22 protein-coding genes are annotated in these 26391 nt (G+C 67.2%); 15 read left to right on the top strand and 7 right to left on the bottom strand.

Features of this window, described 5'->3' with window-relative positions; translation table 11 throughout:
- Nucleotides 1-8: 8 nt before the first annotated feature.
- Nucleotides 9-572, bottom strand: a complete 564-nt coding sequence (locus ACFU7D_RS08575; protein ID WP_378728722.1) for a TetR/AcrR family transcriptional regulator — start codon at nt 570-572, stop codon at nt 9-11.
- Nucleotides 573-684: 112 nt separating this feature from the next.
- Here ACFU7D_RS08575 and ACFU7D_RS08570 point away from each other — a divergent pair, with 112 nt between their 5' ends.
- Nucleotides 685-1257 carry a TetR family transcriptional regulator gene (locus ACFU7D_RS08570; protein WP_378728721.1) on the top strand — a complete coding sequence of 191 codons (573 nt, stop codon included), beginning with the start codon at nt 685-687 and terminating at the stop codon, nt 1255-1257.
- Nucleotides 1258-1332: 75 nt separating this feature from the next.
- Nucleotides 1333-2535, top strand: a complete 1203-nt coding sequence (locus tag ACFU7D_RS08565; RefSeq protein WP_378865769.1) for a M15 family metallopeptidase — start codon at nt 1333-1335, stop codon at nt 2533-2535.
- A gap of 108 nt (nt 2536-2643) precedes the next feature.
- On the opposite strand, the gene ACFU7D_RS08560 is transcribed toward ACFU7D_RS08565, so the two are convergent.
- Nucleotides 2644-3576 (bottom strand): DUF559 domain-containing protein, encoded by a 933-nt coding sequence (locus tag ACFU7D_RS08560; RefSeq protein WP_378865766.1) that lies wholly within the window; start codon nt 3574-3576, stop codon nt 2644-2646.
- 195 nt (nt 3577-3771) lie between these two features.
- Between ACFU7D_RS08560 and ACFU7D_RS08555 the strand changes: the two genes are divergently transcribed.
- The 5 genes from ACFU7D_RS08555 (at nt 3772) to ACFU7D_RS08535 (ending at nt 15283) form a co-directional block, all read left to right on the top strand.
- Complete coding sequence (locus ACFU7D_RS08555; RefSeq protein WP_378865764.1) at nt 3772-5724, top strand: M13 family metallopeptidase; 1953 nt, start codon at nt 3772-3774, stop codon at nt 5722-5724.
- A 162-nt stretch (nt 5725-5886) separates the two neighbouring features.
- Nucleotides 5887-7557, top strand: coding sequence for a M4 family metallopeptidase (locus tag ACFU7D_RS08550; protein WP_378865761.1), 1671 nt, complete (start codon nt 5887-5889; stop codon nt 7555-7557).
- A 403-nt stretch (nt 7558-7960) separates the two neighbouring features.
- Nucleotides 7961-9601, top strand: a complete 1641-nt coding sequence (locus ACFU7D_RS08545) for an ABC-F family ATP-binding cassette domain-containing protein (RefSeq protein WP_378865758.1) — start codon at nt 7961-7963, stop codon at nt 9599-9601.
- Between the two features lie 13 nt (nt 9602-9614).
- Complete coding sequence (locus ACFU7D_RS08540) at nt 9615-11699, top strand: DEAD/DEAH box helicase (protein ID WP_378865755.1); 2085 nt, start codon at nt 9615-9617, stop codon at nt 11697-11699.
- A gap of 236 nt (nt 11700-11935) precedes the next feature.
- The gene (locus tag ACFU7D_RS08535; RefSeq protein WP_378865752.1) at nt 11936-15283 is read left to right on the top strand and encodes a carboxypeptidase regulatory-like domain-containing protein; all 3348 of its coding nucleotides are present in this window, start codon (nt 11936-11938) and stop codon (nt 15281-15283) included.
- A gap of 57 nt (nt 15284-15340) precedes the next feature.
- On the opposite strand, the gene ACFU7D_RS08530 is transcribed toward ACFU7D_RS08535, so the two are convergent.
- Together ACFU7D_RS08530 and ACFU7D_RS08525 are read right to left on the bottom strand one after the other, a co-directional pair.
- The gene (locus ACFU7D_RS08530) at nt 15341-16036 is read right to left on the bottom strand and encodes a response regulator (protein ID WP_378865743.1); all 696 of its coding nucleotides are present in this window, start codon (nt 16034-16036) and stop codon (nt 15341-15343) included.
- Nucleotides 16033-17235 (bottom strand): sensor histidine kinase, encoded by a 1203-nt coding sequence (locus ACFU7D_RS08525; protein ID WP_378865740.1) that lies wholly within the window; start codon nt 17233-17235, stop codon nt 16033-16035. The genes ACFU7D_RS08530 and ACFU7D_RS08525 overlap by 4 nt, the downstream gene beginning before the upstream one ends.
- A 165-nt stretch (nt 17236-17400) precedes the next feature.
- Between ACFU7D_RS08525 and ACFU7D_RS08520 the strand changes: the two genes are divergently transcribed.
- The 3 genes from ACFU7D_RS08520 (at nt 17401) to ACFU7D_RS08510 (ending at nt 19419) form a co-directional block, all read left to right on the top strand.
- Nucleotides 17401-17706 carry a hypothetical protein gene (locus ACFU7D_RS08520; RefSeq protein WP_378728712.1) on the top strand — a complete coding sequence of 102 codons (306 nt, stop codon included), beginning with the start codon at nt 17401-17403 and terminating at the stop codon, nt 17704-17706.
- Nucleotides 17693-18967 carry a cytochrome P450 gene (locus tag ACFU7D_RS08515; RefSeq protein ID WP_378865737.1) on the top strand — a complete coding sequence of 425 codons (1275 nt, stop codon included), beginning with the start codon at nt 17693-17695 and terminating at the stop codon, nt 18965-18967. Before ACFU7D_RS08520 ends, ACFU7D_RS08515 begins: the two co-directional genes overlap by 14 nt.
- Before the next feature lie 68 nt (nt 18968-19035).
- Nucleotides 19036-19419, top strand: coding sequence for a hypothetical protein (locus ACFU7D_RS08510; RefSeq protein WP_378865734.1), 384 nt, complete (start codon nt 19036-19038; stop codon nt 19417-19419).
- A 16-nt stretch (nt 19420-19435) separates the two neighbouring features.
- Here ACFU7D_RS08510 and ACFU7D_RS08505 read toward each other — a convergent pair whose 3' ends face one another.
- Nucleotides 19436-20047, bottom strand: coding sequence for a hypothetical protein (locus ACFU7D_RS08505; RefSeq protein ID WP_378865731.1), 612 nt, complete (start codon nt 20045-20047; stop codon nt 19436-19438).
- A gap of 112 nt (nt 20048-20159) precedes the next feature.
- Here ACFU7D_RS08505 and ACFU7D_RS08500 point away from each other — a divergent pair, with 112 nt between their 5' ends.
- The 5 genes from ACFU7D_RS08500 (at nt 20160) to ACFU7D_RS08480 (ending at nt 24863) form a co-directional block, all read left to right on the top strand.
- Entirely contained in the window at nt 20160-21518 is a 1359-nt protein-coding gene (locus ACFU7D_RS08500) for a hypothetical protein (RefSeq protein ID WP_378865728.1), read from the top strand.
- 423 nt (nt 21519-21941) lie between these two features.
- On the top strand, nt 21942-22391 hold the full coding sequence (locus tag ACFU7D_RS08495; protein ID WP_378865725.1) for a hypothetical protein: 450 nt from the start codon (nt 21942-21944) through the stop codon (nt 22389-22391).
- 2 nt (nt 22392-22393) lie between these two features.
- Nucleotides 22394-24004, top strand: a complete 1611-nt coding sequence (locus tag ACFU7D_RS08490) for a hypothetical protein (RefSeq protein WP_378865722.1) — start codon at nt 22394-22396, stop codon at nt 24002-24004.
- Between the two features lie 146 nt (nt 24005-24150).
- Nucleotides 24151-24486: a hypothetical protein gene (locus ACFU7D_RS08485; RefSeq protein ID WP_378865719.1), complete on the top strand. Its 336-nt coding sequence runs from the start codon at nt 24151-24153 to the stop codon at nt 24484-24486.
- Nucleotides 24487-24497: 11 nt separating this feature from the next.
- The gene (locus ACFU7D_RS08480) at nt 24498-24863 is read left to right on the top strand and encodes a hypothetical protein (protein WP_378865716.1); all 366 of its coding nucleotides are present in this window, start codon (nt 24498-24500) and stop codon (nt 24861-24863) included.
- 82 nt (nt 24864-24945) lie between these two features.
- Here the strand turns inward: ACFU7D_RS08480 and ACFU7D_RS08475 are convergent, their stop codons facing one another.
- Together ACFU7D_RS08475 and ACFU7D_RS08470 are read right to left on the bottom strand one after the other, a co-directional pair.
- A complete protein-coding gene (locus ACFU7D_RS08475) occupies nt 24946-25488 on the bottom strand; it encodes a hypothetical protein (protein ID WP_378865713.1) in 543 nt (180 codons plus the stop codon).
- 99 nt (nt 25489-25587) lie between these two features.
- On the bottom strand, nt 25588-26391 hold an 804-nt coding region (locus ACFU7D_RS08470; RefSeq protein WP_378865710.1), incomplete at its 5' end, for an endo alpha-1,4 polygalactosaminidase.

The raw sequence follows: 26391 nt of genomic DNA, 5'->3' as shown, positions 1-26391 counted from the left end.
TAGGTAGGTCAGAAGAGATCGACGAGGTCGTCGAAGATCCGGGTGAAGTGGTCGGCGACGGTGCCGTCCGACGGGTTCTCGAGATAGCGGTCGAGCGCGGCGTCGAAGACGACGATCACGAGCTTGAGGAGGACTCCGGCGAGCTCCGGAGACATGCTGTTGCCCTCGCGCGCGGAGAGGATCTCGGCGAAGTGGTGGGTGCCCTTCTCGAAACGGCCGTGCGCCGCCTCGTGCACCTGGGGGTTGCGGACGAGGACGTGCCGAACGAGCCGGAGCTCCTCGCCGTCGATGTGGTCGGCCTCGAGCAGCGTGCGGACCAGGGCGCAGAGGTCGGCGCGCAGCTCGCCCGTCGGCCCGCCCTCCACGAACGTCGCGACCAGCGCCGGGTCCGGGTCGTGATCGGGGCCGAGGACGGCGTCCATCTTGCTCGGGACGTGGTTGAACAACGTACGCCGCGAGACGCCGACGCGGTCGGCGAGATGGTCCATGGTCCACCCGTCGTACCCGAACTCCTCGGTGAGCTCGAGCGCGGCGCGGTGGATCGCCTTGGGGGTCCCCTCGAGCCGCTTCACGACGTTGCACTTTCACTCATAGAGTGCATTCTTGCACCCTGGGGGTATTGGGTGCAAAACAATGTGGGCTGGTTCACGTGGCCGCGCCGGACGGCTACTAGACTTGGCGCCCATGGGGGACGGCAGACCTGGGACGACCACTCGTCAGCGGATCCTCGACGCTGCCGTCGAGATGACCACCGAGACGGGATGGGCGAGCGTGACGATGTCGCGCATCGCTGAGCGGTGCGGGGTCAGCCGGCAGACGGTCTACAACGACATCGGCGCCAAGCCGGCGCTGGCGAAGTCGCTGATCCTGCGTGAGCTCGAGCAGTTCCTCGCCGTCGTGAGCGCGGCCTTCGACCAGGAGGACGACTTCCTCCCGGCGATCCGCCAGGCGACGTACGCCGTCCTCGACCGTGCCCAGGACAACAAGCTGCTGCATGCGGTGGTCTCGGCGACCCACGGCGCCGACACCGAGCTGCTGCCCTATCTGACCAGTCACAGCGAGGGGCTCCTCGGCTACGCGACCGAGATCATCCACGAGCACATCGAGAGGTTCGACCACGGGCTGAGCGACCACCAGGCGGATGTCGCCATCGAGACGGTCGTGCGGGTCGTGCTCAGCCACGTTATGCAGCCCACCAAGTCGCCCGACGAGACTGCCGACGACATCGCCTGGCTGCTGTCGCGCGTCCTCGCCTGAGTTACCCGTGAGTTGGGTGCTCACCAGCCCTCGCCTAACCTTCCTGCGGGGAGGTAAAGGATGCGAAGGGTCTCGTTGAGCGCGACCGCGGCGATCGGCGCGGTCCTCGTGGTGACCCTGGCAGCCTGTGCGGGCGAGCCGTCGAAGCCCGGCTCGGGCTCGCCGAGCAGCAGCCCCAGCGCCAGCGGCGGGCCCGCGAAGGACGAGAGCCCCGTCGCCGACCCGTCGCACGCCGTCGACATCCCCGGCAAGCGCGAGGGCACGCTGCACTCCACCGACCTGCTGATCCTCTCCGAGGACACCCTCTCCTCCGGCGACGTCAAGAAGATCCGGGGACTCGACGGCGTCTCCGGTGTCGAGCAGATCTCGATGGCCCAGGTCAGTGTCGAGGGACGGCTGGTGAAGGTGGTCGCCGTCGACCCGTCGACCTACCGCAACTTCGCCCCGTTCCAGAGCGCCGACTCCGACGAGGTCTGGCAGCGCGTCGCCGGCGGCGAGGTGGCGATCGACCCCGAGCGCCAGGAGGACCTCCCGGCCGACAAGGACGGCTTCGTTCGCCTCGGGTCGAAGAAGGATGCGACCTCGGTCCACGTCGGCGCGTACGCCCCCCAGCCGCCGGGCCTCGCCGCCGCTGTCGTCAACCACAAGTGGGGCGAGGAGATGGGCATGGAGAAGGGCAACGCGCTCATCGTCTCCACCGCCGCCATCGCCCCCAACCGGGTCGTCAAGCCGATCCAGAAGGTCGTCGGCTCGGACGCCTCGGTTCAGCGCCTCGACGTCGTCGCCCGCGCGGGTCTCGACCCCAACGCTCCCCAGAAGGCGTACGTCGTCGGCACCGTCGCCGAAGCCGTCGGCAACTACACCTACCGGGCCAACGGCGACGGCACCATCACCCCCGCCTCGAGCTGGGTGAGCTCCCACATCGTGACCGCCCAGGTGCCGATCCTCGGGTCGGTGACCTGCAACAAGGTGATGATCCCGCAGCTGCGCGCCGCGCTGCAGGAGGTCGTCGACCGCGGCCTGGCCAAGACGATCGACCCGAAGCAGTACGCGGGCTGCTACTACCCCCGCTTCATCGCCAACACCACCCAGCTCTCCAACCACGCCTTCGGCACCGCCGTCGACCTCAACACCGCCGGCAACCAGCGCGGCACCGTCGGGGAGATGGACCGCACCGTCGTCGCCATCTTCGAGCGCTGGGGCTTCACCTGGGGCGGCAACTGGAAGTGGACCGACCCCATGCACTTCGAGATGAACCGCATCGTCAAACCGGGCTGATCCTGTGCGGTGCCGGCAACTTTCCCGCATATGCATGGAAGTTGCAGGGGCTGGGGTGGCAGTGGGGGTGAAAACTCCACACATGCGCGATTCTTGCGTGCGCGCTTTTCAGGACCAGCCGGGGAAGTGGGCGCGCCAGGTGTCGGTGAGTGATGTCGGCACACCGGGCTCACCGCGCAGGAGCAAGGCGCGCTGGATCCGCTCCAGGGTCCGGCCGGGCGACCTGTAGATGTCCTTCGCGACGAAGACCATGATGCGCCACTGGTCGTCGTCGATCGCCTCGCGCCGCTCGAGATCGGCCTCCCACTGCTCGACGCGCTCGACGTGCTGGCGGCCGTCGTATTCGAGGATCGTCTTCGAACGACGGTAGGAGAGGTCGTACTTCCGGCGCTCGACCTCGTCGCCGACCAGCAGGTTGACCTCGGGTTCAGGAAGCCCGGCGAGGACGATCAACATCCGGAGCCGGGTCTCCATCGGAGAGTCCACCCCACCGCGTACGTAGCCGGCGGCCGCGCGCGCGAGCGCAGCGCCGGGGCCGGAGGAGTCGGCGCAGAACCTCTGCAGCGTCGCGAGGTCGACGAGTCCTTTGCGCACCATGTGGTCACCGACGATCACCAGGTCGACCAGGCTCAGCTGGGTCGCCAGCTCGACGAAGACCTGCTGCGGGGCGGAGACGCGGACGCCCGAGATCACGTTGATCCAGCCCTTCCGGCCGAGGTGGCAGGTCACGTCCTTGCGACCGCGACGCCGGCGGCGGTCGACGACGGTGACGTGCTCGCCGGGCAGGGCCGGGATCGGCAGGTTCAGCACGCGGGCGGCGGTGGCGTGGCTCGCCCATGCCTCCTCCCCGAACGGCAGCAGCGCGGCCTCAGCGATCAAGGTCGGTGTCACCTCGACGGTCGCCAAGACGTAGATGCCGTGCAGCAGACGCCTGTAGGCAGGCGTACGCAGCTCCTTCACGCTCCCGGTCGCGGCCGCAGATGCACGCAGGAACGGCCGCATCGGGTCGAACGGGGCCTCGGAGGCCTGATCAACTGTCATGGAGGCAACGGTCGTCCGCGACGTGCCGCCTGTCGCCCTCAATCCGCAGCCCTGTGGATAACTCCTGTTCCAACCTCGAACAGAACCGTGCACGTGCGGGATTCTCGCGTCGGATCTTCACCAATCCAGCGCAACAACCCCACATATGCGGGGTTGTTGCAGACCTGCTTGGGACCCCGCATCTACGCTGGGGGCGTGACGATCCTCGATGACGCCCGCCCGGGCATGGACGACAGCATTCGGCCGCAGGACGACCTGTTCGGGTTCGTCAACGGCACCTGGCTCCGGGAGGTCGAGATTCCGTCCGACCGGTCCAGCTGGGGGCCGTTCGTGATGCTCGCCGACCAGGCCGAGAAGGACGTGCGCGCGATCATCGAGGAGCTCGCGACCTCCGGCGGCGCGCCGGGCAGCGACGCCCAGAAGATCGGTGACCTCTTCGCGAGCTTCATGGACGAGGAGGGGGTGGCCGCGCGCGGCGTACGTCCTCTTGATGGTCTGAGGGCTGCCGTGGACGGGCTCCGCGACGCGGACGACCTGGCGGCGTTCCTGGGCGAGGTCGAGCGGATCGGCGGTCACGGGCTGTTCGGTTCCTACGTCGACAACGACGACAAGGCCTCCGACCGCTACATCTTCAACCTGCTCCAGGGCGGCCTCGGGCTGCCCGACAAGGACTACTACTTCGACGAGAAGTTCGCCGAGGTGCTGGCGAAGTACGCCGACTACCTGACCCGCCTCTACGAGCTCGCCGAGCACCCCGACCCGCGAGCGGCTGCCGAGACGATCATCCGGATCGACACCCGCCTGGCCGAGGGACACTGGGCGCGCGAGGAGACCCGCGACAAGCAGAAGACCTACAACCTGCTGACCCTCGCCGAGCTGCGCGAGCTGGCCCCCAACTTCAACTGGGATGCGTACGTCCGCAACCTCTCCGGCTCGAAGCTGACCACCGAGGCGGTGCTCGGCGAGGTGGTCGTGCGGCAGCCGTCGTTCTTCGCCCATCTCTCGACCGTGCTCGGCGAGGTCGACATCGACGACTGGAAGTCGTGGCTCTACTTCCACGTGCTGCGCTGGGCGGCGCCCTACCTGACCGACGACTTCGTCGAGACCAACTTCGACTTCTACGGCCGCACCCTCAACGGCACCCCTGAGCTGCGCGAACGCTGGAAGCGCGGGGTCGCGATCGTCGAGGGTGCGATCGGGGAGGCGGTCGGCAAGGAGTACGCCGCGCGCCACTTCCCGCCCGAGGCGAAGGCGCAGATGGACGAGCTGGTCCGCAACCTCCTGGAGGCCTACCGCAAGTCGATCTCCGAGCTCGACTGGATGGGTGAGGAGACCAAGGAGAAGGCCTACGAGAAGCTCGACAAGTTCACGCCGAAGATCGGCTACCCGTCGAAGTGGCGGGACTATTCGGCGCTGCAGATCAGCAAGGACGACCTGATCGGCAACGTCTCCGCGGCGAGCGTCTTCGAGACCGACCGGCAGCTCGGCAAGCTCGGCGGACCGGTGGACCGCGACGAGTGGTTCATGCTGCCGCAGACGGTCAACGCCTACTACAACCCCGGCACCAACGAGATCTGCTTCCCGGCCGGCATCCTGCAGCGTCCCTTCTTCGACAAGGACGCCCACCCGGCGGAGAACTACGGCGGCATCGGCGCGGTCATCGGCCACGAGGTCGGGCACGGCTTCGATGACCAGGGTGCCCAGTTCGACGGCGACGGCAACATGCAGGACTGGTGGTCGCCGGAGGACAAGGCGGCCTTCGAGGTGAAGACGAAGGCGCTCATCGAGCAGTACTCCAAGCTGTCGCCGCGGGACCTGCCGGGAGAGTTCGTCAACGGCGCGCTGACCGTCGGCGAGAACATCGGTGACCTGGGTGGCCTGACGATCGCGCACACCGCCTACATGCTCGCGACCGGCGGCTCGGCCGGGGTCGGCGACCGGCAGCGGCTCTTCCTCAACTGGGCCTACGTGTGGCGTACGGTGCGACGCAAGGAGCAGGCGCAGCAGTACCTCACTATCGACCCGCACAGCCCGCCGGAGTTCCGTGCCAACATCGCGCGGAACCTGGACGAGTTCCACGAGGTTTTCGGCACTGCTCAGGGCGACGGACTGTGGCTCGATCCGGAGGACCGGGTGCGCATCTGGTGATATGCCCCCGGGTGCGTTTGGTTAATCTTTGATAACAACGTAAACGAGTTACGCGGCACGACCTGTTCATAAAGCTGCATTGCAGGAAATTGTTCGGTCGGGGACCTGAATCGGGTGGCAGGATCCGGGGCGATCCTGGTCCTTATCTCGAGGAGTACCCCCATGCGTAGATTCGTTCGAGCGGCCGGTGCCACCACCGCCGTCGCCGTTGCAGGAACTGCCTTCATCGCCTCCTTCGGAAGTCCAGCCGGCGCCACCCCTGCCGACTCCGCCTCCACCATCACGCCAGAGACCCTGGCCGCCCAGAAGGTGATCGACGACGAGTCGATCGCGGACAAGGCCATCAACGCCCTGACGAGCAAGCCGTCGACCTGGAAGGTCGGCGCGGGCCAGGAGCTCGAGCCCGTGGTGACCCTGAAGGACACCAACGGTGCCACCCACGTGCGGATGAACCGGACGTACGAGGGCCTCGAGGTCGTCGGCGGCGACCTGGTCGCCCACCAGAGCAGGTCCGGCGCCCTGACGTCCGTCTCCCAGGGGCTGACCAAGGTGCTCGACCTCTCGGTGAAGCCGGCCATCACCGAGGCCGCGGCCACGAAGGCCGCGCTGACCCTGGACGCCGTCACCAAGACGATCACGGGCCTCAAGACCGACAAGAAGTACGCTCCCGAGCTGGTCGTCGACGCGGTCGAGGGCTCGCCGACGCTGGCGTGGCGGGTGACCACCAAGGGCAAGCAGGCCGACGGCACGCCGTCCCGCCTCGCGACGTACGTCGACGCGGACAGCGGCAAGGTGCTGCGCCGGGTCGAGGGCATCCACACCATCGACGGCGAGGGCAACACCCTCTACTCCGGCACCGTCCCGCTGCAGGTGAAGCAGAACGGCTCGAAGTACGAGCTGCGCGACGAGACCCGTGGCGGCACCTACACGACCGACATGAACAACGCCGAGGACAGCCTGCTGTGCCAGCTCCTCGGCTTCGGCTGTGCGGCGGGCACCGTGGTCACGAGCCCGACCACGACCTTCGGCACAGGCTCCAACACCGACCGGGCGACCGCGGCGGCCGATGCGCAGTACGGCACCAACGTCACCTGGGACTACTTCAAGAACGTCCACGCCCGCGACGGCATCTTCGGCGACGGCTCGGGCTCCTACAACCGGGTCCACTACGGCAACGACTACGTCAACGCCTTCTGGGACGGCGAGAAGATGACGTACGGCGACGGCGACGGTGTCGGCTACGGGCCGCTCGTCTCGCTGGACGTCGCGGGCCACGAGATGACGCACGGCGTCACCGAGAACACCTCGGGCCTGGAGTACTCCGGTGAGTCCGGTGGGCTCAACGAGTCCACCTCGGACATCTTCGGGACGGCGGTCGAGTTCTACGCGGACAGCGCCGAGGACCAGGGCGACTACCTGATCGGTGAGTCCTTCATCCTCGACGGCGGCGACCCGCTGCGCCGGATGGACAACCCGTCCTTCGACGGCAACTCGGTCAACTGCTGGTCGTCCTCGACCGGTGACCTCGACGTCCACTACTCCAGCGGTGTCGGCAACCACTTCTTCTACCTGCTCTCCGAGGGTTCCGGTTCGAAGACGATCGGTGGGGTCGAGCACTCGAGCACGACCTGTGACGGCTCGACCATCGCCGGGATCGGTCGCGACAAGGCGGAGCAGATCTGGTTCCGTGCCAACTCGACCTACTTCACCTCGACCACCGACTACGCCGGTGCGCGCGACGCGACGGTGCAGGCGGCCTCGGACCTCTACGGTGCCTCCAGCCCCGAGGTCGCGGCCGTCGAGGCGACGTGGACCGCGGTCTCCGTGAGCTGATCTCGCCACACTGACAACAGAGTGGCTCGACGGCGTCGTTTCCTACCGGAGACGGCGCCGTCGACCGCTTTGGGTAACTAAAGTACGAATTCGGGCGTGTGGTTATGCCGGTGCGGCGATAGGACGCATACTGGACACGCCGGGCCGGTTCTGCGGGTCCCCGTGGGGGAGGACCAACAGCACCGGCTCGGTGTTGTCTTGTGCGCTCGGGTGAATAACGGTTCGCGTGGACGGGTGGTCGCTGTCTACCCTGGAGGCATGTACTCCGGTATCGCCTACATGCGCCTGCGTCCCGTCGCCTGACGGCGGCGCTTCGAGGCATACTCCCGCCGCTGTCCGGCCATCTGCCGGGTAGCTGCCATCGCGCTCCCGGCTCCCGTATGCGAGCTGGAAGTTCACTGTCGTGTCTGTACAGACCCACCACACCTCTGCCCACCTGCGCGCCGAGGACATCTCCGTCACCCGGGGCGGTCGCCCCGTCCTGAGCGGCGTCTCCCTGACCGTCTCCGCCGCCCACCGGTCCCGGTTGGCCATCGTCGGCGAGAACGGCCGGGGCAAGACCACGCTGCTCCATGTCCTCGCCGGGCTGCTCGACCCAGACTCCGGGCGCGTTCAGCGGCACGGAAGTCTCGGGATCGCACGGCAAGCCCTGGACGTACGTCCTGGGGACACCGTCGCCACCCTCACCTCCGCCGCACTGGCGGAGTCCCACGACGCGCTCCGGGCGCTCGACGAGGCTGCCGTGGCGCTGTCGTCGGATCCGACGGACTCGGACGGGACGTACGCCGCCGCACTGGAGCGCGCGACCACGCTGGACGCCTGGGACGCCGAGCGCCGGGTGCAGATCGCGCTCGAAGCGCTGGGCGCGTGCACCGACCCTGAACGCGAGCTGGTGACGTTGTCGGTCGGCCAGCGCTACCGGGTGCGGCTGGCCTGTCTGCTCGGCGCGCACCACGACCTCCTCATGCTCGACGAGCCGACCAACCATCTCGACGCGTCGGGGCTGGCGTTCCTGACCGAGCAGGTCCGGACCCACACCGGCGGGGTCGTGCTCGTCTCTCACGACCGCGCGCTGCTGCGCGAGGTCGGCGAGGAGTTCCTCGACCTGGATCCGAGCGAGGACGGCCGGGCACGGACGTACGCCGGGGGATATCAGGGCTGGCAGGAGGGCCGGCGCCGCGACCGGGAACGCTGGGAGCAGGACTACGCGGCTCAGCAGGAGGAGCATCGGCGGCTGCTGGACTCGGTCTCGGCGGCGCGGGACCGGCTGAGCACCGGCTGGCGCCCGCCGAAGGGCACCGGCAAACATCAGCGACAGACCCGGGCACCCGGCGTGGTGCGCTCCTTCAACCGTGACCTCGCGGCACTCGAGGCGTACCGCATCTCTGTGCCGGAGCCGCCGATGTCGCTCAGCTTCCCGACGCTCTCGCCGGGGGCCGGCACGCTGCTGCGGTGTGACGAGGTATCGGAGCCGGATCGTCTGGGCGCGCCCGTTTCCCTTGAGATCGCCGCTGGTGACCGGCTCCTGGTCACCGGGCCGAACGGTGCCGGCAAGTCGACGTTGCTGCAGGTGCTGGGCGGGTTGCTCGTGCCTGCCGCGGGGTCGGTCCGGACCTCGTCGGGGGTGCGGGTCGCGCTCGTCGGTCAGGAGGAGCCCGAGTGGGCGCCGGGTCTGACGGCGGCGGAGGTCTACGACCGACACTGTGGGCAGCTGGTCACCGCTGGGATGGTGCCGGAGCGGGCGATCCCCTCGCTCCGGTCGACCGGACTGGTGGACGGGGAGGCGTGGCGTACGCCTGCTTCGCGGTTGTCCCAGGGGCAGCAGCGGCGGCTCGAGCTGGCGATGCGGCTCGCTTCGCTCCCGCATCTGCTGATCCTGGACGAGCCGACCAACCATCTCTCGGCCGGGTTGGTGGACGAACTGACGGCGGCGCTGCGGGCCACCTCGGCGGCGGTGGTCGTCGCCACTCATGACCGGCAGATGCTCGGTGACCTGGCCGACTGGCCGCGGCTGGAGCTGGGCGGCTCTGTCGGAGGTGACTGATAGACATGTGGTCATGACGGATCCGGCTGGCGACGTACGTTCTCGTGCTGAGGCACATCTGCGTGCCCTGGTGGGCCGCGACGACGCGACGCTGCGCGAGGACCAGTGGTCGGCGATCTCGGCGCTTGCTGTCGAGCGTCGCCGGGCGCTGGTCGTGCAGAAGACCGGGTGGGGGAAGTCGGCGGTCTACTTCGTGGCGACGCTGCTGCTCCGCGAGGCGGGTCTCGGGCCGACGGTGATCGTCTCGCCGCTGCTCGCGCTGATGCGCAACCAGATCGCGGCTGCCCAGCGCGCCGGGATCAGGGCGGTGACGATCAACTCGACCAACCCGGAGGACTGGATCTCGATCGAGGAGGCCATCCATGCGGGTGAGGTGGATGTCCTGCTGGTCTCCCCCGAGCGGCTCAACAATCCGAAGTTCCGCGACGCGGTGCTGCCCCGGTTGGCTGCCGAGTGCGGCCTGCTGGTGGTCGACGAGGCCCACTGCATCTCCGACTGGGGGCACGACTTCCGGCCCGACTACCGCCGGATCCGTACGCTGCTGGCCGACCTTCCTGACGGGATCCCGGTGCTCGCGACGACCGCGACCGCCAACTCTCGGGTGACCTCGGACGTCGCCGAGCAGATGGGTTCGGGGGTTCTGGTGCTGCGTGGATCGCTGGACCGGGAGTCGCTGCGGCTCGGGGTGGTCACGCTGAAGACCCCCGAGCAGCGGCTCGCCTGGCTCTCCGACCACCTTTCCGAGCAGCCCGGCTCGGGCATCGTGTACTGCCTGACCGTGGCCGCGACCGAGGAGATCGCCGACTATCTGCGCTCGCGCGGTCATGACGTGGCCGCCTACTCGGGGCGCACGGAGGCGGCCGAGCGGGCCGACCTGGAGGAGTCCCTGGCCGCCGGGAAGGTCAAGGCGCTGGTGGCGACCTCGGCGCTCGGGATGGGCTTCGACGCGACGCTCGGGTTCGTGGTCAACATGGGCGCTCCCTCCTCGCCGGTCTCCTACTACCAGCAGGTCGGGCGCGCCGGGCGTGGCACCTCCGACGCCTCCGTCGTGCTGCTTCCCGGCATCGAGGACCGCGACATCTGGGCCTACTTCGCCTCCCTCGCCTTCCCGCGTGAGGAGCAGGTGCGCCAGACCCTCGGGGTCCTGTCGGAGGCGGGCCGCGCCCTGTCGACACAGGCGTTGGAGACGTACGTCGACCTGTCGCGGTCACGCCTGGAGCAGATGCTCAAGGTGCTCGACGTCGACGGCGCCGCCCGCCGGGTCGGCGGCGGCTGGGAGGCGACCGGTGTCTCGTGGGACTACGACGCGGAGAGGTATGAGCGGGTCGCCGAGGCCCGGCGCCGGGAGCAGGACGCGATGCTCGCCTACATCTCGACCGACCAGTGCCGGATGCGGTTCCTGCGGGAGCAGCTCGACGACCCCGGTGCCGTGGACTGCGGGCGGTGCGACAACTGCGGTGGCTTCGCGGTGACGTCGTCGGTCTCCGAGGGTGCGGTCGAGGAGGCCTCGGCGCGGCTGTCTCGTCCCGGGGTGGTCGTGGAGCCGAAGAAGATGTGGCCCACCGGCCTCGACCGGCTCGGCATCTCACTGAAGGGCAAGATCAAGGACGGCCCGCTCGAGGGGCGCGCGGTCGCGCGGCTGACCGACCTCGGCTACGGCCAGGCGCTGCGCGACCTCCTCCGCGAACCCGCCCAGGACGGCCCGGTTCCGGTGCCGCTCGTGCGGGCGGTGGTCGAGGTCCTGGGTGACTGGCAGCCCCGGGTCGGTGGCATCGTCTACGTCGAGTCCGCCACCCGCCCCACCCTCACCCGCGACTTCGCCGAAGGCCTCTCGCGCTATCTCCGCGTCCCCGTCCTCGGCTCGTGGGCCATCGTCGACCCCGACGTCGGCCCCGGCCAGGGCGCCTCCAACTCCGCCCAGCGCGTCGCCGCCATCGGCCGCCGTTTCTCGCTCCACGCCGATGTCCCGCCCGGTGCCGACGTACTCCTCATCGACGATCGCATCGCGACCGGCTGGACCGTCACCCTCGCCGCCCGGGCCCTCCTCGACGCCGGCGCCGCCACCGTCCACCCCCTCGTCCTCGCCACCACCACCTGACCCGACCCCGCCGAGGCGTCACCAGCGCCGGTCGATAGGTCACGCAGCGCCCAGTCCGGCGGGACTGTTGCCTCGTTGAGTGGATGCTTTTACTTTGTCGTGGTTTTACCTATCCGACACTGATCCCGCCCTGTCGGCGCGGCCGGCCTCTGCGGGAGGGCAGGTCCGTTGAGTCTCGGCGCTTGGCTTGCTGTCCGCGCACGCGACGTGGGTAGTGAGAGACATAGATGAGAACCATGCTTCGAGCATTCGCCGGTGCGCTGGTGGTGCTGCTGGCCGCCGGCGCGATGGCCTTGGTGAGCGGAGCCTCACCGGCTGCTGCCCTCGATGGCCCTGGGATCACGGGCCGCGTCGTCGATGCCGAGACCGGCGGCGGCATCGCTGACGCCACCGTGGCGGCCTACTGTCTTGAAGACGACGACTGGGGGCCGTGCTACGACGACCACTGGAACGACATCGTTGCCACGACCGCTGCGGACGGCTCGTACGACCTTCCGCTGGACGCGGGCACGTACCGCCTCATGGTCCGGCCGGCCAACAGCCAGTACCCCGAAGCCGTCTACGGATCGGACGCCGAGCGGCCCAATGACGGTGGCACCGACATCGTCATCAGCGACGGCGCGGTCACAGCGGACTTCGAGCTCGTGGCCAACAGCGTCATCACCGGCACGGTGACCGGTGCAGGAGTCGGCCCGCTCGCCGGGATCAGGCTCGAGGCCAGGACCTATTCCGAGCAGGGCGGATGGCTCGACAACGTCATCGCCGTGGGCAAGACGGGGGCCGATGGCACCTATGAACTCCGCGTGCCCGCACAGACCTATCGCATCGTGTTCAACACCAGCGACCGCAGCGGCGGAGAGGGCAGCCCCGGCCTCCGTAACGAGGCGGTTCGTTGGGAGAAGGAGACGTACGTCGAGCAGGTCGTCGAGCGAGGCTCGAACCTGACGGGGGTCGATCGAGAGCTCGCCGAGGTGCCGCACGGCACTGTCTCAGGACACGTCGAGAACACCGCCGGTGGGCCTTTGGGGGGCATCACCGTGACCAGCTACACCCTGCAGGACAACGAGTACTGGTGGGCTCGGCCGGCCTATCGAGTTCTCACCGACCAGAGTGGCGACTACCTTCTCTATGTCCCCGCGGGTGACTACCGCTTCGGTTTCTCGCAGATCGATTACGAGGACCGCACCGAACCGGCGACGGTCGCGCCGGTCTTCTACGACGCCGCGGCCACCGTGGATGCCGGCCGAACGGTCAGTGTGGGACTGAGCGAGACGCCCGGCATCGACGCCGTGATGTCGGCCTACGGTCAGATCACCGGCAGGGTCACCGCAGCTGACGGAAGTCCGATCGAGAACGCGTACGCCAGCGCCTGGTCATTCGACGACGAGTCGCAGGAGTGGAAGCGAGCCCGCGGTGCCAACACGGCCGCTGACGGGACCTATCGCCTGAACGTCTCGGAGGGGACATACAAGGTCGGGTTCGAGGCCTCGGAGCAGGGCTTCCTCGGTGAGTACTACGACGATGCGGCCACCCGTGAGCAAGCGACCGATGTGGTGGTCGGCTCTGCGACGGTGAGCGGCATCGATGCCGCGATGAGCATGGGCGAGACCATCTCCGGCACCGTGACCAACGAGGTCGGAGACCCGCTCGACGACATCCGCGTGATCCTCTACGAGTCGTCGGGCGACTGGAGTGCCATCAGCGATGTCTCCACCGACAGCAGCGGGAGCTTCACCTTCGGTGGCTTGAAGCCCGGAGGGACCTATCGGGTCGCATTCACGGGCACGGGTTGGATCAAAGAGTTCTATGCCGACGCTGCTTCGATCGAGGACGCGACCGACGTGGTCGCCGGAGAGTCGGCTCCGATCAGCGCGATCCTGACGCCGAGCACGGGTGACGGGTCGATTGCCGGCACGGTCATTGACGACGCTGGGCAGCCTGTCGCCGGAGTGTCGGTCGATGTCTATCGCACGGACCCGTGGGACTGGATCGGGTCGGCCACTTCGGGCGAGGACGGCACCTACTCGTTCCTCGGTCTGAAGGCCGGCCAGTACGAGGTCGACTTCAACCTCGAGGACGACTATCTCTACACCGAGGAGCGTTACCGCTACGTCGATGTCGACGATGGACCGACCACGGTCGATCTGCAGGTATCCACCGGCGGCCTGATCAGCGGTGTCATGACCGGCGCCGACGGGGAGCCGATCGGCGACGGATACGTGGAGGTCTACACGGCCGACACCCAGGACTACGTTCGTGGCGGATACACCGACTACGCCGATGGCAGCTACAAGGTCCGCGGTGTCCCCGCGGGCAACTACCGCCTCCGGTTCACGAGCGGTGAGGGACACAGCAGCCAATGGTTCTCGGGCAAATCGACGTTCGCGGAAGCCGATGTCGTCACCGTCAACGTCCGTGAGACGACCAAGGCCGACGCCGAGTTGGCCCCGGGCGCCACAGTCGCGGGCCGGGTGACCCTTGCTGACGGCAGCCCGATCGAGTGGGGCGAGGTCCAGATTCAGCAGTTCCTTGATGATGCTTCCGGTGGCGAGTGGGCCACGGTGACGTATGCCTTCACCGACAGCGACGGCCGCTACACCAGCCGGGCGTTGGAGCCGGGGACATATCGGGTGGTCATCGATCTCTGGGACGACGTGCACGTCCCGGCCCAGTCGGAAGAGTTCACCATCGCGGCGGGCGATTCGGGAACGGTGACCCGCGATCTCGTCATCGAGGAGAAGCAGCCTCCGGCAATCACCTCCGTCGCTGTCCCGGTGGTCTCGGGCGAGGCGCTCATCGGGAACACGTTGACGACCACCCCGGGCGAGTGGGACGTCGACGATGTCTCGGTGAGCTATCAGTGGCTGCGTAACGGCGAGCCGGTCAAGGACGCGGTCGAGGCGACGTACCCCATCGGCGAGGCGGACGCCGGGCGGGCGCTCGCTGTGCGGGTGACGGCGGAGAAGACGGGCTACGTTTCCGCGGCCGCGACGTCCGACCCGACGAACATCGTGTCGCACGGCCCCCTGGTGAACGCGCAGGCGCCGATCGCGACCGGAACACCGCAGGTCGGCGAGCAGCTCACCGCCTACCCGGGTGTGTGGAGTGCCGATGGCGCCTCGTTCGCCTACCAGTGGCTGCGTGACGGGAGCCCTGTCGCCGGAGCGACCGAGGAGGCGTACGTCCTCGGCGCCGACGACCTCGGCGCGCTCATGTCCGTGGAAGTGACCGCAATCAAGGACACCTGGAAGCCGGGCAAGACCGTCTCGGAGCCGTCCGGTGTGGTCGTCGAGGGGGTGTTCCCGACGGTCGACGCGCCGGTGATCAGCGGAAATGTGTGGATCACCCAGACCATCCACGCTGAGTTCACGGCGCCGGCAGGCGCGAACGTGTCGTACTCGTGGCAGATCCGCAAGAAGGAGACCGGCCAGAGCACGCCGGTCTACGAGGAGGTCGGCTCCGAGCAGTCCCTCGAGCTGATCGGCGAGTGGAAGAACGTTTCCCTTCGGCTGGTGGTGACGCTCACCAAGCCGGGTTACACCACGGCCACCTATGTAGTGCTGGTCGAGGACCCATTGCACTGACGCCCGTCCTGTGATGCCAGGAATGCGCTCGCGCACTCCTGGCATCACGCCATTTCGTCAGATCGCTGGCCGGACGATGCCGTGGTCGTACGCGAAGACGATGGCGGCGGCGCGGTCGCGGAGGTCGAGCTTGGCGAAGATCCGGCCGATGTGGGACTTGACGGTGAGCTCGGAGATGACGAGGCGTTCGGCGATCTCGGAGTTGGTCCAGCCAGAGGCGAGACCGCGGAGGACCTCGAGCTCGCGGTCGGTGAGCTCGGAGACCTCGACCGTGCTCGACGCCGACGGCTCGACGGCGGAGCGGTAGGTGGCCAGGACGCGGCCGGTGATGGCGGGGTCGAGCCAGGCGTCGCCGAGAGCGACCGAGCGTACGGCCATGACCAGCTCCTCGGCGGGCGAGTCCTTGAGCATGAAGCCAGCGGCCCCGGCGCGGAGGGCGCCGGAGACGAGCTCGTCCTCGTCGAACGTGGTCAGCACCAGCACCGGCGGTGCGTCCGGGAGTGCCCGCAGGAGACCGGTCGCGGTGATCCCGTCGACCTGCCGCATCCGCAGATCCATGACGACGACGTCGGCCGGGTTGGCCTCGAGTGCCGCGACGACCTCGGAGCCGTCGGCGCACTCGGCGACGATCTCCAGCCCGTCGCGCCGTCGCAGTATGCGGCGCAGGCCGCTGCGTACGAGCTCCTGGTCGTCGACCACGATCACCCGGATCGGCGACGCTGTGCTACTGGCGGCGGGGTTGACCGGCGTCATGCCAGGGCCCTGCGTACGAGACAGTGCGGTGGGATCACCAGGTCAACCTTCCACATCGACTCCTCGGCTCCCGCGGACAGCCGGCCGCGGAGCTGCTCGGCCCGGGCCGCCATGCCGGCCAGCCCGGACCCCTCGCCGACCCCTCGCCGGCTGCCGACGAGCGGGTTCTGCACGGAGAGGCGTACGCCGTCGGCGACCGCCAACGAGACCGAGACCGGCGCCCCGGGAGCATGCCGGATGGCGTTGGCCAGCGACTCCTGCAGGATCCGGTAGATGCCCAGCCCGACGCCGGCGTCGATGCGGGAGAGATCCCCGGACGACGTGAAGGTGATCGACTGCCCCGCGCTGCGTCCCTCCTCCACGAGCCGGACCACGTCCGCGGCTCCGGGGAGCGGCGCCGTCCCGGCGCCGGAGGTCGACAGCACGCCCATCGTGCGACGGATCTCGGCCATCGCCCGGCGCCCGACCGCCTCCGCCTCGGTGAGCGCGGACACGGCTTCGTCGGGGTCGTCCCCCTCGGCGACGGCACGCCTCGCCGCGGTCAGGTGCAGCAGTGTGATCGAGAGCGAGTGGCCGACCAGGTCGTGTATCTCGCGAGCGATCCGGGTGCGCTCGGCCTCGGTCGCGCGCGCGTGCTCCTGCGAGCGGGCGAGCCGTTCGGCGCGCAGCGCGCGCATCTGGGCGAGCATCATCAGCCCGCACACCCAGCCGACGAAGAGCAGCAGGAAGTGCACGCCGACCCCGCTCGGCGTATCCGCGGCGAAGACCCACATCACCACACCCGAGGCGATCCCGTAGATGGTCCCGGTGCGAAGACCTTCGCGGATGACCATCTCGAGGGTGAGCGGGACCAGCACGGCCGGTGCGAAGTCGTGCTGCGGCCAGAACGAGCTCGCCGGCTGGGACATCAGCCACGCGGATCCGGCCAGCGTCGGCACCGCGTCGACGACCCACATGTTGTGCTTGAGCCACTCGCCCGAGGTCGGGACGAAGAAGATGCTCAGCGACGGGACCACGATGACCAGGCCGGCCAGGACCATCGGTCCCGAGGCCTCGCGCTGGAGCACCGCCACCGTGACCACTCCGACGAGCGCGGCGGCGGACAGCAGCGGCGCCCACCAGGGGATGTCGAGGTCCTTGCTGCGTACGCGACGGTCCAGAAAGTCGCGCACATCGCGAGCGAGGCTCTGGACACTCATGCCCTTCAGTCTAGGAAGGCGTGACCCGGGTCGCATCCGACCGTGGCAGGCGGCCGGCCTCCTACCAGGGTAGGAACACAGGTGCCTGCCAGCGTCCGATGTGCCCGGGCGTGGTCGGTCCGTAGCGTCGATCCCACCCCGACGACAACGGAGACGGTGAGGACGATGACGTGGAGCCAGACCCATGAGCGCTACCGGCTGCTGAACGAGGCGGAGGCCGAGCTGCGCGCCGGTTTCGCCCGCCGGCTGCCTTGGTCGCCGGCCTATGCCGAGGCGTTCGGCACTCCCGAGAGGCTGGCCCAGGCCCTGCGCCACCGGTGGCGGATCCGCTTCCAGGCGCAGCTCGACCCGGCGCTCTCACAGGAGGACTACGAGGCGACCTTCGCCGACCTGCTGGCCGACCTCGTGCCGCTCATGGGCCGGATCGGCACCCACGAGTTCAGCGAGGAGCTGGCCGATGCGTCGGCGTGAGCTGCCGAGGTCGTACGCCCGCTGGGCCCTCTCCCAGGGCATCAACCGTGCGGTGCTGAGCTTCGCGTCGAGGCGCGGCGACCCGCTCGCCGAGCTGATGTGGTCGCAGGAGGTGCCGGACTACCGGCGCCTGCGGGCGCGCGGGCCGATTCACATGAACCCGTTCATGGCCGGCACGGTCTCGTACGCCGCCGCCAACGAGATCCTGCGCAGCAGCGACTTCGGCGTCGGTGACGGTCAGGGCGAGCTGCCCGTGCTGCTGCGCTGGCTGCTCGGCAAGGTGAGCGCGCCCGACGCGCTGGGACCGGTCGACCCGCCGTCGATGCTCGCCGTCGACCCGCCCCTGCACACCCGCTACCGCAAGCACGTCTCGAAGGCGTTCACCGCCCGCCGGATCAGCTCGATGGCCGAGATGGTCACCGCGGTCGCCGGCGACCTGCTCGACGAGATCGACCCGCGCGAGGGGCGGGTCGACATCATCGAGGAGTACGCCGCGAAGCTCCCGATCGCCGTCATCGCCGAGCTGTTGGGGGTCCCTGCCGCGGATCGTGCCGACATCCTTCGTTGGGGTGACCAGGCCGCCGCCATCCTCGATCCGGGGCTGTCGTGGCGGGACTACTCCCAGGTCGAGTCCGCGATGCGGTCCCTGCACCACTGGTTCGAGGACCACGTACGCCGCCTCCGCTCCGACCCCGGCGACGACCTCCTCAGCGCCCTGGTGATCGCCGGCGACCTCGACGACATCGAGCTCCACGCCCTCGGGCTGTTGTTGCTGGCGGCCGGTTTCGAGACCACCGTCAACCTGCTCGGCAACGCGGTCGCCGCTCTCGACGCGCATCCTGCCCAGCGCGCGCTCCTGCTCTCTGATCCATCCCTGGTCGACGGTGTCATCGAAGAGACCCTGCGTTGGGACCCGCCCGTCATGGCCACCGTCCGCGAGGCCTACGCGGCGACTCGCGTCGGTGGTGTGGATGTCGGGAGAGGCACTGCTGTCGCCGTGGTCCTCGGCGGCGCCAACCGGGATCCTTCAGTGTTCGAGGACCCCGACACGTACGACATCACGCGGGCCAACGCCGACCAGCACCTCTCCTTCTCCGCCGGCGCTCACTTCTGCCTCGGCGCCAGCCTCGCCCGCCTCGAAGCCCGCGTAGGCCTCCGTCTCTTGTTCGAGCGTCATCCCGATCTGCACGTCACAGGCGAAGCCGTACGCCGCCCCACCCGCATCCTCCGCGGCTACGCATCCCTGCCCGTCGCTCTGTGAGGCGTGGTGTACTACTCCTACTGAGGCACCCGCCGGGGGTGCGTACGGAAGCCTCGGGAGGGCGGACCATGGGTGACAACGGTCAGGTAAGCGTTGACGCAGTCAGGTTGGACAACGCACGGAAGGCTCTGAACGACGAGCGTGAACTCGTGATCTCAGAGCGAAAGGCGCTCATCGATCCGATTGCCGGAATGTTCGGAGGGTCGGCCCGCGGCGAGTGGCTCGCTGGTGTTGTTGTGAAAGGCCATCAGAACATCGACCGATCGCTCGGCGAGACCGCGGAAGGGCTGAAGTCGACCAGCGACGGCATTCACGAAGCAATGGTCGCGCTCGAGGGCGCGGACGTCGATGCTGCGGTCACCGCGCAGAAGTTCGCTTCGGCCGTTGCCTTGATGAGCAATCCCCTCGTGATCTTCGACAAAGCAGGGCCTGGAAAGTACCTGGCAGTCTGACCGCGATTGTCAGATCTCAGAGCAGTTCAAAGGTCGGCATCACCTTGGCGATCAGGGCGTCAGCGCCCTTCCTGTCGATGTCGCTCTTGTTGAAGTCCCAGTTGATCGTGATCTGCTGCTGGCCATCCTCGGTCACGGTGGCGTAGCTGTCGTTCCAGGTCCGATCCTTTTCGTACTGGAAGTGGTAAAAGAGCGCCCCATTGAAGGTGGCGTCAGGGAGTCGCTTGAGATGTGCGGCGCCACCTGTCGTCAGTCGATCCTTCTCGTATCCCGCGATGGTCTCGACGTTGGTCGCCACGTCGCCACCACCCCCAAGATTGCTCGCAAGAAGGTTGCCGAATCCCGGCGAGTAGCCGAGGTCGTCTTTAGGGGCGACCATCGAGACGGTCTCAGCCCCACCGGGCTCGACGGTCCAATCCGGCGGAACGTGGAGTTGAGCGGCGTCGACCGACACTTCTTGCCAGTCGCTGGGAACGGAAGGAGACGTCGGTGATTCGCTGGCAGTGGCGCTACCGTTTGGGGCGCTCGGAGACTCCGTGCCGCTTCCGGCGGACGACGCGCAACTGGTTCCGGTGAGGGTCGTGGTCAGAATCAACGCTGTGACCGCGATCGTCCGAGAGGTCGTCATGGGGAAGACTCTAGAGCAACCGAACGGGTGGGACTGGCGCCGCATGCGGCCCATATCGTCTACCTTGGTAAAGGGGCCGTTCGGTGCTCCAACTGAGTCCTCGGGAGGGACGATGACGGTCAAGGGTCCATGGATGCAACGCCTCGGCGACTACGTGCGGGGGAGCGATCCGGGGGCGATCGAGGCGATGGTCAGAAGTTGGGAACGTGCCACCGACCGGTTTGATGCTGCCGGCAACGCCATGATCAGCAACGCTCCACGGGTTGAGGACGGGTTCTCGGACACGTCGTTGTCGGGCGCTGCCGCAAGACGTGACATGGAGACGTCGGGCAAGGAAACCAATAAGAAGCGTAAGGTTCTCGAGGAGGCCACTGCGGCGCTGTGGATTGTCCGTGACCGGATGAAAGACGCTCAGGAAGCCCACAAGGCGCTCGAAGCAACGTTGCCCGCCTCTCACAACCCGGTGGCGCCGGAGTCGTCCTTCAACACGAAACCTGGTGGTGGCACGTCGGCCGCCGAAGCGACGGCGAACCAGCAGAAGTACGCAGACGCGAAGCAGAACTACGCCAAGAATGAGGCGGCGATCGCTGATGCCGAGCGCGAAGCTGCGCAGAGGGTTCAGGCCGTCGATGTCTCTGTCGAGGAGGCCGAGCCAAAGGTACGCGCGCTGTACGACGACGGCAGCGACTCCAACGCGCTGCCCCCAGGCACTGCGTCAAAGCCGGGCTCGGCGAGTCAGGTTGCAGCAGCACAGGCGCGTACAGCGAAGTACAACTCCGGAACCCTGTACCCCGACGGCTGGGGCCATGAGTTGATCGCTCAGGAGAAAGCCAACATCGAGGCGCACAAGGCCGAGAACAGGCCTGAGTGGAACGGCACCGAGTGGATCAACGCCGACGGCACCTCCGCGCCCTCGACGTCATATGCGATGGTCGAGACCACAGACGGCCTGGCGCCGCTCGCCGGCGGCACCGGCGGCATGTCCGCCCTGGCGATCGCCGGCGGCGGAGCCCTGCTCGGTGCTGGAGTGGCCAAGGCGATCGCCAGCAAGCTCTCCGCCGGTGCGTCCGCGAAGGCAGCAACCGCCGGCGCTGCGCCGAGGTCTGCCGCTGCCCGGTCCGCAGCCGCCAAGGCCGGCACTGCCGGTGCCCGCGCCGGAGCAGGTTCTGGTGCAGGTGCTCGTGGTGCTGGTGCTCGTGGCACTGGAGCGGGCGCACGCGGCACCGGTGCTGGAGGACGTGGAGCCGGTCGGGGTAGCGCTGCCGGCCGCGGCGGAGCCGGTGGCGCTGGCGGCCGCGGTGGCAAGAAGAGGGACCAGAACGGCAGCCAGAACCAAGAGTGGGAAGCCGACTACACCGACGACTGGACCGAGACCGCAAGCGACGTCCTGGACCCCAACGCATCCCGAGGCTGGGCTCCGAACTCCCCTCAGACTGAAGATTCCGAAGACGGCAAGAGCCGCCGCAACTAGTACGCAGAGTCTCGCTGGCCCGATGCTGGGGCATCTCATCGGGGATGTCCCGGCGGGCCGCATCACCGCTTTGCGGCACGGCTGGGTGACATGTCGATATCGGTGACAAGTGGCAACACCTGCAAGGTCCCTGCCGCGGTCGCACACCCTCGACCGGATGACAGTCTGACTCTGACGATGTTGAAATTTTGCGTTTAGACTCTCGGATGCGGGGTAAGACCCAGGTGTAAGTGCGGCTAAATCTCGGGGGTTCTATGCGCACCAAGGCCAGAACGACGTTCGTATCGGGGCTAGTTGAGCCGACTGGTGATTCCGGAGGCCGCTCGTGAGCGTCCGCGCGGAGGCGACGGTCCTAGAGAACGCCGGCAACGGTATGAAAGTTGCCAGCGCTGAGGCCTCAGATGTCGCGCCTGGGGGCAAGCCATGCTGATCGACAGCAATCCGGCAGCGTTGATCAAGGTGACGCCGTCGGACATGAGATCCGCGGCGGCGGCGTGGGACGAGGCGAGAGATCAGGTTGAGAACGCGAATCCCGCGGATCGAGTTCCGGAGATTGCGACCGCCCTGCAGGGTGGGGCTGCAGCCCGGCAGGTGTCCGCGCTTGTGACGGCGCTCAACGATCGCGTCAAGGTCTGGTGCGACGGGGCAGCCGGACAGGGCGAGGCGTTGCGGAAGGTGACAAGGGAGTACGTGACCGCGGACCAGCAAAGCGCCGACGAGGGCCGAAGGCAGGAGTCGGTTATCGGTCATGGATTCGGGAATCGCCCGCCAGAGATCACGGTCAGCCGCGGCCCGGCGGTTTTCGACTCAAGCGCAGCGCCCAGTGAGCGCATTGCAAACCTAGACAAGCGTATGAGCGGTCGTGACCTCTGATGGTGACTATCGCTGAAGTGTTGGCATGGAAGCCAAGTGTCATCGACAGCCTTGCCGAGTATCTCTACGACAAGCGGACGATCGTGGTTAGGCTTCAAGACGAGATCAACGATGCGAAGCCGCCTGAATCCTGGGTTGCGCCCGCGCGTGTTGACGCGTTGAAAGCCTACGAGGACAAGCGGCGTCTCCTCAATGACCTTGCTGCTCAACTCTCCGATCTTGCCCTCGCTGCGAAGGAGGCGAGCAACGAGACTGAGGGTGCGCAGAAGGATCTGCACGCCGTCCTGGACCAGGCGTCAAGGGAGGACTACGAGGTGAATCACCAAACCGGCGAGGTTAAACCGCCGGACCTCGAGCCGTCAGGGGATCCGATGCGACCGTCTCCTCAACTCGAGGAAGATCAACGCCTCCATGAGAAGGCGCTGGCGGAGCAACAAGTCCGGAAAGCGGAGCTCGTCGACCTCATCGAGAAGGCGCTCAAGCGAGCCGAGACCGCCGATGTCGGACTGGCAAAGTCCATGGCGGATGTCGCCAATAATGAGACTCGTGGTGGCTCGGGTAGCCTCCAAGAAGCTTCTGCATCACAGTTGCCGCCGTCGCTCGACGGCATGACCCCGCAAGAGATCGCCGAGAAATTTGGCAACGAGATCGCTATTGACACGATGCTGGCTCAACTCGAGATTGGTGTCCCGATCTACAAGGCGATCAACCTCGACTTCGGTGGGGAGGCCCAGTACAGCGTGATGCAGAACGGCGACGTGAAGATGTCACTGAAGACTGCGGTTGGCCTCGGTCTCGGGGAGGACAGCAAGGGCGTAGAGGGAAAGCTTGGTGCCGGTGCGTTCACCGAATACGAGATCACGTTCAAGTCTCAGGAGGAAGCAGAGAAATTCCTGGACGGTCTCGACGACGCTGCCATCAACGGGCTCTTAGGCGGCCAAGGCGCCCGCCAAGCAGCAGTCCTTGCGTACATCAATGAGCACGATGTGACCAGCGCCAAGGTAGGCGTATATGGCAAGGGCGAGATCGGCTTCGAAACCCCATATGCTGACGGAGGAAGCAGCGGGCGGGCTGAGGGTTGGTACGACGGAAAGAAGAACGGTGGTGAGTTCGGGATCAAGGTTGAGGCATCGCTGAATGCCAACGTCGCGGCCGGCGATTCGGGGGTCAAGAGCGGAGGATCTATGGACTTCTCCGGTGAGGTAAAGACCGACGGCCAGGGCACGCCAAAAGAGCTCACTCTGAAGGGCGCCGTGACAGGTGAGATGGCGAACAGCAAGTTTGGTCTTAACCTGCCTGGGGTGGGAGCCGGTGGCGGCGGTGACGTCGAACTCAAGATGGACAGCGACAACGTCATGTGGCACGAAATGAACGAGGCGCTGGGGAAAGGTGACATGTCCCGGGCCACAGAAATCGCCATGGACCACGGGTCAGTCGTCGTGCGAGCTACCAGCGTGACGACCAACGACCAGGACATCAGTTCGATCGAAGGCGGTGTCGAACGAACATCCTCGCAGCACACCTGGATGCGCCCGCCCAACACGAATGAGTTTGTGAGCTTCGACCCAGATAACACGCGTCCGGCCGCAGACAACAGTGCGGCCAGGCGATGACTGCGGGTGCTTCGGGTCCGGAAAGGCCATTGTCGGCGGCAACAGTCGATGTTGGACGAGCCGTCCTCACGGCTCCGCTCGGACCGCCGAGCCATACCCAGGGCACGTACGGGGAGATGTGGCAGTGGATTGGAGACGGACGCCGCTTGTACAGCCTGCTGCTCGTGGCTCGCTACGGCGGCGAAGAGTCAACTACGGGCGCCCGTCATCGACTGCTGGCCGAGGTCGAACGGACCAGTAAGCCGATTTCGCCGACTTGCGAGGATGAAACTGTTCGAGCCGAGATCGCTATTGTCTCTGGAGCGAGGGCTGCGTTTGTCGCGCACGTCGACGGTATCCGCGAGGGCGTGCCTGTCCGCAACCTCGTGACGGTTGCCACGACGCACGAGCGGACCTATTTCCTTCACGTCCTGGTGCCGGGTACGCAGATCGGCCATGAACAAGCCTCGTCGGTGGCAGCGAGCCTTCGACTTGATGGTTAGGAAAGCTAGTGTTGAAATGGATTCTGGGCGCCGTTGGGTTGTTTGTTGCCATGGTCGCGCTTTTTATCGGGGTGGTTTGGTTCTTGTTCAGTCGTGAGGGTCCGGACACGAGCCATCTCACGGAAGTCCAAAGCGCAGAGGTCCTCGAATTGCTGGATACGGGAAGCGCCTACAACGTCGTTTACAAGTATGTGTACGACGGCGAGACATTTTATAGCAGCACTTCTATTCAGAGCCGTAGCATGGATGTGGGGAGCACCTTTATCGTATGTGTCGACCCTGACGATCCCGCGCAGCACGCTCAGACCAAGACCAACTGCGGGTCTGATGGTCCGACGAATCCGCACGAGGGCCTTAAGACGAAGCCCGAGCTCTGAGGGCACAAACTGGTCGCAGTGTCTTCAAACCTCAGTTGGAGGCGGGTCGTACATGGGTGTAGACGTGATGCCGCGATCGCCGCTATGGGCGATCTGTATCGGAAACCCGTGACCGGTAATAAGAAGATGATTTCGGCAGCCATAGCAGTACGAGGACGGCTACCGAGACCATCTGCGTGACTATGCTGTGGACAACCGACGCAACAATTACCTGTTCATAGATGACCGACGTCACGAGGTCGCCGACGCCGAGCAGGAGACCAACGACTCCTAGGGATGTAGCAACCACCCTTGCCCATTTCTTGCCGTGCCAGTTCGCAACCGCCATTGTTAGCCACAACGCGACCTCGAGGATGGCAAGGGCGGCGGAAATGCCGACGGTTTGCCAGACACCTGTCTGAACGAGGCGGTCCATGAGGGCCTCGTTGTCTCCGTAGTCCGCATAAATAACCTGGTTCGCAGCGATCTTCTCCACGTACGCGACGATGATGCCAAGCCCTGCCAATGCGGCGCCGATACACATGCCCGCGACGGCCAGCCTGATGGTCAGCGGTCGCTTGGGCATATTGACCGCCGGCTGGGCGCTTGTCGACGGGGCTTGGTCGAAGCGTTGCTGATCTGACATGACGTCTCCTCGAGTGAACGTCGCGAACAAACATGGGCATCGTTTCACGTCCGGCGGACTTGCGCTTGGGGCACGCCCTCTGCGTGATCCTCGCTGCGGTCAACAGGCGTCGTAGACGTACGCCGGTTCGTCCTGTCCGACGAGGTCGCGGTCGCGGAGGATGGTGAGCGGGGCGCGGGCGGGGTCGGCGCAGGCGGCTTCGAAGGAGAGATCGGCTTCGGCTAGGGAGTCGGGGTATTCGATCTGGAGTACGTGCGGGCCGTAGACGTCGGTGTAGGCGGCGCACTCGGAGTAGGCGCCGCACTCTTCGACGACGGCGAAGTCGAAGCCGAGGTCGTCGTGGGCGGGGCGGGCGGCTTCGGCGGCGTTCTTCTGGGCGATCGCTAGGCCGCGATCGTGGGCTGTGGAGACGTATGCCTGGGCCAGGGCGAAGGCGCCCTCCTGGGAGATCGAGTCGAAGCGGGTCCAGGTGTCGAGGTTGTCGATCTCGACGGCGTCGAAGCCGGCCTCAGCGCAATCCGAGATGACCGGGGCGATGACCTCGAGGATCGCCTCACGAGCCGAGGCGGTGGAGGGGTCGAGGATGAGCTCGTCGGGCCAGTCGGGGTCGCGTACGGGGTCGCCGGAGGCGTCACGCAGCACCGCGGATGGGCGGTCGGACCAGTCGGCGCCGGGCTGGGTCTGGAAGCCGTTGACGTAGCAGACGTTGTAGGCACCGTCGAGGGGCGCGGCGGTGGCGTCGCGGGCGACCACATCGATCCGGGTCCCGTCGGACAGCTCATCGGCGGTGCCGCCGAGCTGGTAGTCGAAGACGCCGTCGGTCGGTGGGAGATCGGGCGCTGTGTCGGCGGCAGGTGGCGAAGCGGACGAACCGCACGCCCCCAAGGCGAACAGGCAGATGAG

Source organism: Nocardioides sp. NPDC057577, assembly GCF_042801335.1.
In the GTDB taxonomy this organism is placed as follows: Bacteria; Actinomycetota; Actinomycetes; order Propionibacteriales; family Nocardioidaceae; genus Nocardioides.
Note: the sequence above shows the minus strand (reverse complement) of the source record. Positions and strands in the feature narration are given on the sequence as shown.